Genomic DNA, 12,542 nt, shown 5'->3' on the forward strand with positions numbered 1-12,542 from the left:
TAAAATGACAAATTTAATCGCAGAAATTACAAATCAAATAAACGTTATCTGCTATCCTTCATTGTCCCAATAGGCTGTACAAGAAACAATACACTCTCTGAAGTCAATCCTTTAAGTTGTCTCATCATACATCCCTCCTTGGGTTTTGTTAGAATAATTTACTTCTCCACTATACCAGTATATGCATATTTTGTAAATAGATGCATTCAGATTATTTTGTTATTGAAGAACTATCATGATAGCCTTTAATAATTCTTTTGATCATCTCTTCATCCATTTGAAGTGGTTTTTTATCTAATGTTTGGAGCAGCTCTTGCGTATTTGAGTCATCAAACACTATGTTTCGGTTCAAATAATTCTTATACACATCAACAACATTGTTCAACAGCTGTTCTTCTTCATTAAGATTTGGCTCATAATCATAAGGAGCAAGTTTGAACAAATCCAGGTCAGCCTTGTCTCTCATGATTTGAAATACATCAGCACTTAACGGCGGTTTGCTGTTAGTAATGTGATATATGTTATCTTCTCTGTCTTTTTGCAGTACATCTGATAAGACATCTGCTACATAATCTACAGGAACGAGATTCTGCGTGCTTCCTTCCTCACACAATAAATGAAAAACGCGGTCACCCAACCCTTTACGCTGAAATCTCCTTTTGAAAACTTCCAGACTTCTCATTAATCCATAAAGAGTAAACTTTGAATCAGCTTCCCCTGTTTTCGAATCGCCGATAATGATGGCAGGTCTCAGGATGGTAACGTTGAAAAATTCCTTATAATCCATACAGAGGTGTTCAGCTTTACACTTGCTTTCCTCATAAGGATTATTAAACGAACGGTCTAGTGAATGAAGCTCTTCTTTTGCAAATTCATCTTTTCCTAATGTGTAAGCCGTACTCACATAATAAAAATGCGACACACCCATTTTTTCTGCTGCCTCTAAAGCATATTTAGTACCCGAAAAATTTATTTGGAAAAGTTCTTCTTTAAGATCAAGATCAAACTTCACAAGAGCGGCCATATGATAAAAAACATCAATCTTATTTGCAAGATCCTGTTGAATCTCTTTGTTCATACCCAGATCAGGAACTGTAATATCTCCTTGAATAATATGAATGTTGCCTTTAAGATCTGCTGTCTTTAAAAGAAGCTGCTCCGCTTTTTTTATATTACGCGCTAATACAAATAATGTATGTCCTTCACGCGCTAAATTTTGAATTAAGCGTCCACCTAAAAAACCGGTAGCTCCGGTAAGAAATATATTCATTAAGCCGGTTCCTTCCTATTCCTATATCAGCATATTTTCTCTTCTATAGTAACACATCATCTTAAAGATGGCGCCGTATTCATGGTGGTTTGTACAAGCTGCCTCAAAAAAATAAAGCCGCATATGCAGCTTTATTTTTCATCATCAGGTTTCGCAATATTTATCGCTGGCATCTCATTGTTCATATAGTCAGTAGGATGACCATCATCTTCACGATTTTCATCATAAAAAAATTCATTAATTTCCTTTTCAGCATGTGCTGTCGGATCTTCATGTTGATTTTTGGATTTGTGTTCCTTGTCCATTGCTATTCTTCCTTTCCACAGTTTTCACAAGCTTTAAATACTTCCTCATATTGAAGCCTTTCGTTAGCATCAAACTTATGATTGCAATAGCGAATGATCCCGTCTTGGTCGATCACAAAACAAGAACGAATTGCGGTACCATTTTCTTCGTTTAATACGCCAAAAGCTTTTGTCACTTTTTTATGCCAATCGGCTAAAAGCGGATAAGGAAGCGTTCCAAGGCTAGCAGAGAAAACATTATGGGAATAAATATGATCCACACTTATCGCAAGCACTTCTGTATTCGCATCTTTAAAACGCTGATAATCCTCTTTCCAAGAGGTGATTTCCTTTATTCAGCCAGGTGTGAAGTCCAGTGGATAGAACGCTACAAGTACATTCTTATTGCCTCTGAAATCTGCTAAAGAAATATCTTTTTGAAGCGTGGATGGCAACGTAAAATCTGGTGCTCGATCGCCCGTATTTAACAACTAACCCACCTCCTTAGTTCTCTTGAATATAGTTCCCTGTTCCTTTAAAAGAAAACGTTGGAATATATAGTTATTCTTTAACATATGTGGTAGTGGATGAGCTTGTCTCCATAAGTGCTGAGATTTACAAATAAAAGTGGCGGATATGAAGTGTGTGTGGATGCTGTATGTATGGATAAAGATGGAGATACCGAGTGGATGTTGAAGAAAACAGGTGAAAAAACATCAATTCAGAGTGGATCCACATCGAAATCGAACATATTAGGTAGCTTGGCGGACGCCAAGCACCAGATTACAATTCCAAAGGGTATAAGAGAAAGCGAAACGAAGGCTAGTTAACTGTAATTCCACAAAAAACACCCATGAATCAACAAGATTCGGTTGTGAATCCAAAACTTTTGGTGTTGAATCCAAAAGTTTTGGCCATTTATCCACGAGTCTACAATCCTCGACAAACTTCACCTTCTCTTGCCGCTCAAAAACAAGAACAACAATAAAAAAGCCAGGGGAAAATACCCCTGGCATTCAAAAATATTATTGTACTTCTACTACAGTTGTTTCTTCTGTAGTTTCTTCTTCAGCTGGTACTTCAACAACTTCAGGAGCATTTTCTTCTAATACATCTTCAACTGCTAAAATTGCTGCATTGATAGCCGCATAAAGCTTTGCATTTTCACTAGCATGCTCTGCTGCTAAAGAATGGATTTTGTTTAAAAGAGCAGTAACTTCTTCAGTTGCTTCTTCTTCCGTTGTAGTTTCTTCTGTTGCTGGTGCTTCTTCAGTCACTTCTACTTCAGTTGTTGTTTCCTCAGTTGCTGGTGCTTCCTCAGTCACTTCTTCTTCAGTTGTAGTTTCTTCTGTTGCTGGTGCTTCCTCAGTCACTTCTTCTTCAGTCGTAGTTTCTTCTGTTGCTGGTGCTTCTTCAGTTACTTCTTCTTCAGTTGTAGTTTCCTCAGTTGCTGGCACTTCTTCAGCATCTACAGCGTGAACTGCAGCGTTTGGTGCAGCATGTTCCTTCGCGTTTTCACTTGAACGCTCATATGCATTAGAGTTGATTTTGTTTTGAAGAGATTTGTTTTCTTTTGCTTCTTCATCTTCTTCAGTTGTTTCTTCTTCTGTTGTTTCTTCGTCAGTTGTAGTTTCCTCAGTTGCCGGAGCTTCCTCAGTCACTTCTTCTTCAGTCGTAGTTTCTTCAGTTGCTGGTGTTTCTTCAGTTACTTCTTCTTCAGTCGTAGTTTCCTCAGTCGCCGGAGCTTCTTCAGTCACTTCTTCTTCTGCTGGTACTTCTTCAGCATCTACTGCGTGAACAGCAGCGTTTGGTGCAGCATGATCTTTCGCGTTTTCACTTGAACGCTCATATGCATTAGAGTTGATTTTATTTTGAAGAGCTTTGTTTTCTTTAACTTCTTCTGTATCTTCAGATTCTTCTTTGTCAGAATCATCTTCTTTTACATCATCAGCATCTTCAGAATCATCTTCGTCTTCTTTCACTGCATCTTCGTCAGCGATTACATCTGTGCCTTCTTCTTCTTTTACCGGATTATCTTCATTTTCCTCTTGGATCTCTTCAGAGTCAGAGTCATCATCATCTTCTTTCACAGCTTCTTCATCAGAGTCTACATCAGTATCTTCTTCGTTGCGAGTTGCATCCTCTTCTTCAGTTACAGTTTCATCCGTTTTACCTTCATCACTGTCTGCTTCAGGGATTTCGATTTCGATTACTTCAGTTTCCTCTTCCTCAACTGGAACTGTAACCTCAGTTGGTTCCTCTGTTACAGGCTCAGTTATTACTGGCTCTTCTTTTTCAGTAGGTACGGCATAAATAGCTGAGTTAGTAGCAGCATGCCCCTTTGCATTATCACTCGCATGCTCTGCACCTTGAGAGTGACTCTTATCTTTAACAGGCTTTTCAGCTTTTGCAGGTTTTGCTGCTTTTTCAGCCTTAACCGGCTTTTCAGCTTTAACTGGTTTTTGAACTTTTACAGTAACTTTAGATGGCTTTGCATACTTCTCATCCTTAGCTTGTACTTGCCCTTGAGATGCTTTTGAGCTTTGAGCTTTAATCGCATGCTCTGTTTTATGACCAGCCGCTTCAGCAGCACCTGTTCCTACAACTGCCGCAAGAGTTAATGTTCCAGCAAATACTAAAGATTTTACAAATGTACGGTTGACTTTTTTCATTATAATTCGCTCCTTAATTTTCAAATGGTTGATTTAAATACATCACAATATCTCCATGAAAAATTAAAGAGCACTTTCCGGTGGCATTGATGGCGGTGCGTTCACCCATTGACTTCTCAAGAGGTCCATTCTGCTAAAATACACAGAAACTTTTTCACTATCAGCAAAGATCAGCGGCAGGACAAAATTAGCCTTAACATTGGCTAATGGCGCTCCCCCATTTCCAGTGTCCTTAGAGGATGATGAATGAGAAGAGCTTTGTCCTGCAGTTAATGGTATTGCCTTAGAATCCGGCTGTTGAGGAAGTTCATTAGAAGGAAACTTAATCGGAAGCTTTGATACAGCTTTTTCCCGCTTCTGTTCGTTAATCTTCCTTTTTGATAAAAAGAGCTTCTTCTTTTGCCCATCCTCTGCCATTACTTCAGGCAGCACTGATTGATTTTTAGGTGTTTCTGTATGTACGTACTTTGATGTTTCAATCCTTTTCTTCTCAGGCTGATTTATTGGAACATTCTTTTTGAGTTGTCCTTGAGGAACTGATTTTTTTAGTCCATTCGAGTATTTTGTTTGCTGAGAAGATTTACTTTTTTCAGCAGCAGCATTCTTTTCTCTGGCTTCATACCTTTTCTCCGAACCATTAGAGTTAGATGTATCCCCTTTCATTTTCTTCGGCGTTCCTTCAGAAACTTCGGGTTTTGACACATTTTCCTTTTGAGATTCGCGTTCAGGAATATCAGCTTTTGCATTTTCCTGTTTGAGGTCTGATTGATTCTGAGTTTTTTGTTCAGCTGCTGAATTTTGTTTCTCTTCATTATTTTTCTCGGCAAATACTTCACCAGGAATAAAAAGGATGGCACCTGCGATCAAACCTTGCATAATGATGCTTGGAATTCGCACAAATTCACCTCCCTTCTTTCATCTATATAATACATCCATTTTATGTGTTATTTGTCGGTCTTTGTCCAAAATAGTCATAACTTCCTAAAAAACCATAATTCCAAAAAATATCAAGAGGACTTGTGTCTTAAATTGGAGAGAAGTAAGTGGCTTAAACATGAAACTTTACAATTGAAAAATCGTATAGTTATATGGAGGAAAGGTAAGGAGGTAGTTTTATGAGAAGTGCTAACCCTGCTTTAAAGAGTACAACCTTTAATAAATTTGGTGGAACATCTTTCAGTAAACAGATGACATTATCTGGAACAGTTTATAAAACATTTATTTTACTAGTCATTTTAATGGCTTCTTCCTTTTATACTTGGCATCAATATAATTTAGGGGAACCTGTAGGACATTTAATTATGATTGGTGTGATCGGGGGACTCATTTCAGCATTAATCATTGCCTTTGTTCCTAGAACTGCCCCGTTGCTTGCGCCGGTCTATGCAGCTCTTGAAGGTTTAGCAGTAGGCGGAATATCAGCAAACTTTGAATCTCAGTTTAATGGAATCACAATGCAGGCCGCGGCATTAACGTTCGGTACGCTATTTGCTCTGCTGCTTGCTTATATGCTCCGAATTATTAAAGTTACACATAACTTCAGATTGATTGTCTTCTCGGCAACAGCTGGAATTATGCTTGTTTATCTTACAAGTTTCATATTAGGTTTCTTCGGGATCGATATTCCCTACCTTCATAGTTCAGGACCAATAGGTATTGGTATCAGTCTATTTATTGTAGTCATAGCAGCACTTAATTTGGTTCTTGATTTTGACTTTATCGAATATGGAGCAAGCCAGCGTGTTCCCAAATACATGGAATGGTATGGCGCATTTGGCTTGATGGTAACATTAGTCTGGTTATACTTTGAGATTCTTCATCTATTGGCAAAAATCAGACGAAATTAATAAAGAGAAGCCCGCGGGCTTCTCTTTTCTTATGAAAAAATCATTATCCACCTGTTAATCGTCCACCATCCTATGCCGATGTTAACGGCAAATAAACCAATTCTCATAACTTTACTCTCATGAGTTATAAGCTGAACAGTATATAAAATCCCCCATAGAACAAGGATGAGAACCGACCAGACCACTCCGCTTATATCACCTTGCATAAATGCTCCATAGCTATAGATCAATGTATAGGGCATCAACAGGATAGCAGTCAGATAATACATCCCATGAACAATATGTCTGCTTACTGGATTAGAGAGCGGGGCTGATTTAACAGCTAAACTATATAATAGAGCTATTCCAATTCCAGACCCAAGGAAAAATAAAGCCTGGAAGATTTCATAAAAAAATACCGGCAAAACTTGAAGAGCATCAATCCAAAGAATTCTGCTATAAAACAGCAGCCATAGCATAGAAATTACTCCAGCGGTCGAAAAAAGTGTTTTGATCCCTTTCCAAACCGTTGAACCTAACAAAATTACACCAAAGATAAAAAACAGAGAACCTAGCAGTTTGCTTGCGAATAGTAAAAGAAAACTATATAAACAGAGAAGAACGGCAAACGCAATATGAAGAATATAATCATATTTTGAATGCTCAGCTTGTTTAAATGTATTGTATATTGGAATCATGATGCACCTGCCAAGTCTAGTCGTGTTTATACATTTATCGACATGTATCTTTAATTACTTAAATTATTCTTTTGGCACTTTAACAACACCGCGAATGTGCCACATGTTTATAAGCTCGATTCTTTTGCGGTATTGCTTTGCCTGCAGCCTTCCTTTTTTGTACCTTCTTTTTAAAAGCTGCAAGTAATCTTCAATCTTAAGATGATAATCATTCATGCTTTATACCCACCCTCGCCATTTTTCTCACTGTCATATTCCCGAAAATAGTCGATTTGTAACATAAAAAGCTCTTTTTCTAAAAGATTGCTACTTTTGAACAGTTGAGTAGGCTTCTTTGACTAGTTGATTGGAGAGCAAGGTGCGTGCCTACCACATGAGAAGCTTCTCGCGAGGCATGCGACGAGGAAGCTTACGTCGGTAGCAATTACTTGGAGACGCAGGAGCAAGAATACTTCCCTGAAGCGGTCAGGTGAGACTCCTAAGGGCGCAAAGCGGCAGGAGGCTCACCGCACGCCCCGCGGAAAGCGAGCATCCTGGAACGGAAATCAACATCTACAAAAGCAACATTGCTTAAGAAAAACAGGAATAGTTAGGAAAAAACAGCTACAAGATTGCAGCTGTTTTAAAATTATTCGCCGAGTTTTTTAATTTGTGATAACAGATCATTGTAAACAGCGATGTCATCCAACAAACCGCTTTGTTGGAGCAGATCAGCATTCAGTTTCCCATCTTTTATAACTGTTAAATAGTTATCAATTCCCTCTTGAAGCTTATTATTGTGTTCAATCACCTGATTGTGAACATCTTCAAACACAGAAGGCGGTGTTAAATCGCCAAACTCACTAATGTCTGATTTCATATCTCCCAGCAACTGTTCAAGTTCTTCTCTCGCCTTTGGGTCGTTTACTGCCGTTTCTGCAATTGCAGAAATCTCTTTTGAAAATTGTTGTACATCATTAATATATTCCGTAGCTTCAGGCACATAGTTCAGACCATTTGTTACTTCATTCACTGCAGAACAACCCGTTAATACGGTTATTGATAATAAAGCGGAAATTAAAGTCTTTTTCATTTTTTTCTCCTTTTCCCTTTATATTTGGAATGGATTTGAGATTTGAATTAAAAAAACGCCCATTTTCTTTGAGCGTCTTACATTTCTGCTTATTGTTTTATACGGCTTGTGATGTTTTAAGTTTCATTACTTTCTTAATGAGTAAAAAAGGTCAGTAAACTTATCAATGACATTCTCAAGTTTTAAATTTTCTTTCTCACCATATACCTTTGATTTTAATCGTTCAGGATTAATAGAGCACAGTTCTTTCATGTAAGCCTCAATCTTTTTAAGAACGGCATTAAAACGTTCCAATGAAATTTCTTTTTTATAGATTTTAGAATCTTTAATACGGTCTTCAAAAAGCTTCTGAAGCGTTTCATTAGAAAATTTAATATCTACTGCTTTTCTCGTCCCATATCCGTCCACAATATGAAACATGGTAGTTCCTTCTGACTTTTTGCTGGGATCGGCAAACTTTATTTCTGAAGTCAGGCTTCCGACTCTTACCTCCATTTTAAACGAGCCTGAAGAAAACACCTGGTTTGGCGGAAGTGTTACAACAGGATGGTTCCCTGAAGGGTTGATTGCTGGAGGATGAACTGGCGGGTTTATTTCCTCTACTGGCAGTTCTATTTCATCGCTAGAGTCACTTTCCCCGTTTTGATTTCCTGGTTTCCCAGGTACATGCTCCTTAACAATCTCTTCAATTTGGTTCCATAATAATTCCCGTACCGTCTCTAATAACCCATCAGCAGATTTTAAATGTTTCTTTACTTGACCTTGTGGTGATTCTGCAAGCACTGTTTCCAGGTCATTCTTTAAACCGAGCAAAAACTTTTCAAGTGACTCAGAAACTGCTTCTTTAAAGGTCTCTAAATCAGTTTCAGGAGTTTCTTTCAGCTCACCTTTAATAGAATGGATAAAGTCAGCGGAGTTATCCGCTAATTCTTGCTGCCAGTTGCTATAGATCCGTTCCGCTTCTTTTGCTCCTTGATGATGTTTCTCTATATCTTTTCTGGTATACGTTTTAAAAGGTTTATTTTCATGAACACTCTTTTCAAAATAGTCTTCTCTTTTATTTTCTTTATGAGGTTTCTCGGGAGGAACGGCTTCAAGATGCAGCTTTTTTACATAATTCTTTTTCAAATGCCCATAAGCAAAATGGTTTCCCCGATTATATGAAAATGCCTGTGCAGCGTGATTTACCATTTTGAAAACCTCCTTTTCCCGTTGATTTTTGTTTTTCTTCCTGACTTTTAGGACAAAATAAAAAAGCCCACAACAGAAGAAACGATCTTCCTAATGCCGGCCGGTTGCATCACTAGCTCCACATACTTAAAGATGCCCAAATAAAAAGTATGCTTCAACGCTTCCATTAATTTCAATTATAATAACAAAAATCTAAGACAACAATATATTTTTTCTGCTTAAGAAATAAACTTCATTGACTAGTTGATTGGAGCGCAAGGTGCGAGACTCCTGCGGGATTAGCGGGACAGGTGAGACCAATCAATGTCGCAAAGCGACGAGTGGGCTCACCGCAGGCCCCGCGGAAAGCGAGCACCTGGAGCGGAAATCAACCACTTCCAATAGCATCAAAGTTTACAGAACAACCTTTAATAAGAAAGGATGAAGAAAATGAGTAATAAGGATAAAGCTTATGAAGGAAAAGACGAACTGTACTTGGATATTGATAGGATGATTAACGAAGGAATGGCTGGCGGTACTGTTGCAGACACTGAAGACCTTCGACAGATCGGATATGATACTGATATTACCTCACAAGAAGAACCGCCAACTATTGCTGGTGAAAGAGAAAAAAGAGATAAATAAAGAAACAAAAGGATGCCCTAATTACAGGACATCCTTTTTATGTTTTACAAAGGCTTAGAAATCTCAGTAAGTGCATCTCCTGCTTTATCATTGTTTTCATGTTTAACAGCAAGGTCACCTAATGAAACAATACCAACCACATTTCCATTATGCAAAACAGGAAGTCTGCGAACTTGATGTTCAGACATTAGCTTCTTAGCCTCATCGATCGTCATATCCGGTGTTCCTGTAACAGGATCTAATGTCATAACATCACTTACTGTCCCTTCAATATTCCCGTCAGCTACACAACGAATGACGATATCCCGGTCAGAAACAATCCCTTTTAGTTCCCCATTTTCCGAAACAGGAATAGAGCCTACTCCTAAACTTTTCATCAAACCGGCAACTTTAGTGATTTTTGTACTTGGTTCACACGTCTCAATATTTGAAGTCATAATATTTCTTAATTCCATTTTTATCGCCTCCTAATAGGTAATACGGTTATTGTGTACCTGTTTAAGAGGAAAGCTAAACCTTTCAACTGCTCTATAGTCTTAATATTATTGAGCTTTTATAAGTCGGATTTCCTTTAATACTTTTTGATACCTTTGATCAAGTCTTCTTTTCTCTTCTTCATTCAAACTTAACGAAAGCTGCCCGATTAAATCTGTCATTTCAAGTTCAAGTTTCAGTAAATGATCTTTGAGGTCTGTAGTTTTCGAACCAGATTTTTTATCACCATAATTATTTTCAAGATATTCTTCATAGCTTCCCTCAAACCAAGAAGCTCCTGGAGGCTGAAGATCCAAAACATGTGTTGCTGCTTTTTCCATTAATCTTCTATCATGTGTTGCAAGGATGAATGTACCCGGATATGCAATCAAGACTTCTTCTAATGCTTCCCTCGTAAATAAATCCAGATAATTCGTCGGCTCATCAAGCAAAAGTAAATTATAATCATTTAAGAAAAGCTTCGCTAAAGCAGTTTTCATCTTTTCTCCGCCGCTTAGCACCTCAACTTTTTTAAATACATCTTCACGTTTAAATAATAGCCTCGCTAATATAGTTCTTACCCAGGTTTCATCATATAAGCTGTTTTCCATGACATTTTCTAAAATACTTTTTGACTCATCAAGGATATTTAGATGCTGATGAAAATAGCCGATCTTGAGCTGCTTCGATTTTTCGATCTGTTCATTTCCTTTATTTATTGTTTCTAATAGTGTGGATTTTCCGGTTCCGTTTTTACCTGTTAAAACAATCTTCATACCAGGCTTTACAGTAAAAGACAGGTCCGTAAACAACTGCCGCGCGTCAAATCCAACAGAAAGCTGTTTAACAGCCAGCGCTTGTTTGCCGTGAATTACTGAAAACTGCTGAATATCAAAATCGATTTTAGGCTGTTCTTTTGGTTTTTCTTTCTTATCCATCATTTCGATTCTTTTTTCAATAACTTTAGAAGCTTTCTCCAAAGACCTTTTTGCGCTTTTGACCTTCATCTTCCCCAATTTCGCTTCACTATGTGACATGCGAGCCGGTTTATCTTTCATGCCCTTCGCTTTTGATGATTTCTCTTTTGCGGCATTCTCCAGCCTCGTTTTTTCTTTTGTGTATTGCTCATATTCAAACTGCTGCCGCTCTTGCTTTTGTTCTTTTTGAATAAGGTATTCCGTGTAATTTCCGTGATACAACGTAAATGTTTGCTGATCAAGCTCTATGATTTTTGTGCAAACCGTATCAAGAAAAGTTCTGTCATGGGACACGAGCAAAACAGCGCCTTTATAATGATTAAGAACCTTTGCCAGCTGGTCCATCCCGTCAACATCCAAATGGCTCGTCGGCTCATCTAAAATAAGCATGTCTGGCTGCTGCTCAAGAGCTGCTGCTATTTGAGTACGCGTTTTTTCACCGCCGCTCATTGTTTCATAGCTTTTCCCTTTAAGGTTCCACTGACCTTCACTTCTTGCTGTAATCGCTTGTGCACCTTCTTCAAACTGGCTGACAACAGCGAACGTGCCATAGTGCTGAACAAAACCTGAATCCGCTTCTTCCATCAAAGAAAGCAGCTTTAAGAATGTTGATTTCCCTGTTCCGTTGAGTCCTACTAGCCCGATACGATCTTTGTTAAAGAGCTGAAATGGCTCTGTTTGTTTTAAAATTAATTTTCCTTTGTATGACTTTTCAAGTCCGATTGATTCTAATAAAAGCATAAAAAAACCTCCTAGTTTTACTAGAGAGGTCTGCCCACGCCGAATATCACCATACATACCGCGCTAAGAATACGGTTTTTGGCAACAAAAAAACAGGCATGCAGTTGAGTCCTAAAAATGGGCAGAGAAATCCTATCTAGCGTTCTACTTAATTATTCAAGTAAATGGCTAAAAATAAGATTAATTGCTCATTGGACGTCTACACCTGTTCCTTCCGTTATTTTTCTAAATTGTAAGCGATAACCTAAACAACCGTCAAGCGTCATTTTTACTCCTGTACCCAGTGCAGATTTACTTTTCTTTGATTGGAACCAGGTCTTGTATCTTTCAGCATCCGGATAAAAAGCAGACCTTTCCGGTAATGCGCTTGAACAGGATCTTGGTGTACCCGGACAGGAAGTGTAATCTCCCGCCTAAATTCACCAAGCTGAAATTCTTCGGTATTCAAGCGATAGGAATCAAGAGAAATTGATAATTTTCCTTGCACCGTCAATTTGAATGGATCTACAAGTACTTCAACGTCATCGGTCCGGTTCAATCCAGGCATCGCAAGTACACAGCAGATTTCCTGAGGTGTTTCATATATGTTGCAAAGCGGATTTTCGTTCCTTATCTCAGAACTCGGTGCCTGATTCGGTGCAAAGAATTGGTCACCAAAGTATTCTTCCGCCATCCTTTTCCAGTCCATCATTTGTTTCCAAGTGTCCATTCCT

General features: G+C 38.3%; 15 protein-coding genes and 1 riboswitch. Of the genes, 3 read left to right on the forward strand and 12 right to left on the reverse strand.

The annotated features are described in order from the left end of the window. Positions 1–211 precede the first annotated feature (211 nt). The 3 genes from UN64_RS16535 to UN64_RS16540 all read right to left on the reverse strand — a co-directional run bounded on the left by UN64_RS16535 (position 212) and on the right by UN64_RS16540 (position 2,045). Entirely contained in the window at positions 212–1,270 is a 1,059-nt protein-coding gene (locus UN64_RS16535) for an SDR family oxidoreductase (protein WP_077364799.1), read from the reverse strand. Positions 1,271–1,401: 131 nt separating this feature from the next. Further along, on the reverse strand, positions 1,402–1,575 hold the full coding sequence (locus UN64_RS20995) for a hypothetical protein (RefSeq protein ID WP_171978950.1): 174 nt from the start codon (positions 1,573–1,575) through the stop codon (positions 1,402–1,404). A gap of 2 nt (positions 1,576–1,577) precedes the next feature. After that, entirely contained in the window at positions 1,578–2,045 is a 468-nt protein-coding gene (locus UN64_RS16540; protein WP_281249468.1) for a redoxin domain-containing protein, read from the reverse strand. A 114-nt stretch (positions 2,046–2,159) separates the two neighbouring features. Here UN64_RS16540 and UN64_RS20590 point away from each other — a divergent pair, with 114 nt between their 5' ends. Further along, positions 2,160–2,384: a hypothetical protein gene (locus UN64_RS20590; RefSeq protein WP_139343168.1), complete on the forward strand. Its 225-nt coding sequence runs from the start codon at positions 2,160–2,162 to the stop codon at positions 2,382–2,384. A 195-nt stretch (positions 2,385–2,579) separates the two neighbouring features. Here UN64_RS20590 and UN64_RS16550 read toward each other — a convergent pair whose 3' ends face one another. Beyond that, positions 2,580–4,226 carry a hypothetical protein gene (locus tag UN64_RS16550; RefSeq protein WP_077364806.1) on the reverse strand — a complete coding sequence of 549 codons (1,647 nt, stop codon included), beginning with the start codon at positions 4,224–4,226 and terminating at the stop codon, positions 2,580–2,582. 63 nt (positions 4,227–4,289) lie between these two features. Continuing rightward, positions 4,290–5,123 carry a hypothetical protein gene (locus UN64_RS16555; protein WP_077364808.1) on the reverse strand — a complete coding sequence of 278 codons (834 nt, stop codon included), beginning with the start codon at positions 5,121–5,123 and terminating at the stop codon, positions 4,290–4,292. Between the two features lie 218 nt (positions 5,124–5,341). Here UN64_RS16555 and UN64_RS16560 point away from each other — a divergent pair, with 218 nt between their 5' ends. Further along, entirely contained in the window at positions 5,342–6,073 is a 732-nt protein-coding gene (locus UN64_RS16560; RefSeq protein ID WP_077364810.1) for a Bax inhibitor-1/YccA family protein, read from the forward strand. A gap of 29 nt (positions 6,074–6,102) precedes the next feature. Here the strand turns inward: UN64_RS16560 and UN64_RS16565 are convergent, their stop codons facing one another. From UN64_RS16565 to UN64_RS16575, 4 genes are all read right to left on the reverse strand, one after another. Next, the gene (locus tag UN64_RS16565) at positions 6,103–6,750 is read right to left on the reverse strand and encodes a hypothetical protein (protein ID WP_077364812.1); all 648 of its coding nucleotides are present in this window, start codon (positions 6,748–6,750) and stop codon (positions 6,103–6,105) included. 63 nt (positions 6,751–6,813) lie between these two features. Then, positions 6,814–6,966, reverse strand: coding sequence for a hypothetical protein (locus tag UN64_RS21000; protein WP_156774206.1), 153 nt, complete (start codon positions 6,964–6,966; stop codon positions 6,814–6,816). A 412-nt stretch (positions 6,967–7,378) separates the two neighbouring features. Continuing rightward, positions 7,379–7,822, reverse strand: coding sequence for a DUF6376 family protein (locus UN64_RS16570; protein WP_077364814.1), 444 nt, complete (start codon positions 7,820–7,822; stop codon positions 7,379–7,381). A gap of 126 nt (positions 7,823–7,948) precedes the next feature. Beyond that, on the reverse strand, positions 7,949–9,013 hold the full coding sequence (locus UN64_RS16575) for a hypothetical protein (protein ID WP_077364816.1): 1,065 nt from the start codon (positions 9,011–9,013) through the stop codon (positions 7,949–7,951). 89 nt (positions 9,014–9,102) lie between these two features. Then, a riboswitch (cyclic di-GMP riboswitch) is annotated at positions 9,103–9,184 on the reverse strand. A 258-nt stretch (positions 9,185–9,442) separates the two neighbouring features. On the opposite strand from UN64_RS16575, the gene UN64_RS16580 reads away from it, so the two are divergent. After that, positions 9,443–9,637 (forward strand): hypothetical protein, encoded by a 195-nt coding sequence (locus tag UN64_RS16580; protein WP_425590124.1) that lies wholly within the window; start codon positions 9,443–9,445, stop codon positions 9,635–9,637. Between the two features lie 44 nt (positions 9,638–9,681). Here the strand turns inward: UN64_RS16580 and UN64_RS16585 are convergent, their stop codons facing one another. From UN64_RS16585 to UN64_RS16595, 3 genes are all read right to left on the reverse strand, one after another. Beyond that, on the reverse strand, positions 9,682–10,092 hold the full coding sequence (locus tag UN64_RS16585) for a CBS domain-containing protein (RefSeq protein WP_077364820.1): 411 nt from the start codon (positions 10,090–10,092) through the stop codon (positions 9,682–9,684). Between the two features lie 87 nt (positions 10,093–10,179). Further along, a complete protein-coding gene (gene abc-f, locus UN64_RS16590) occupies positions 10,180–11,829 on the reverse strand; it encodes a ribosomal protection-like ABC-F family protein (protein ID WP_171978951.1) in 1,650 nt (549 codons plus the stop codon). A gap of 268 nt (positions 11,830–12,097) precedes the next feature. After that, a complete protein-coding gene (locus UN64_RS16595; protein WP_077364824.1) occupies positions 12,098–12,538 on the reverse strand; it encodes an Hsp20/alpha crystallin family protein in 441 nt (146 codons plus the stop codon). Between the last annotated feature and the right edge of the window lie 4 nt (positions 12,539–12,542).

This window comes from Fictibacillus arsenicus, assembly GCF_001999465.1.
Taxonomy (GTDB): Bacteria; Bacillota; Bacilli; order Bacillales; family Fictibacillaceae; genus Fictibacillus; species Fictibacillus arsenicus.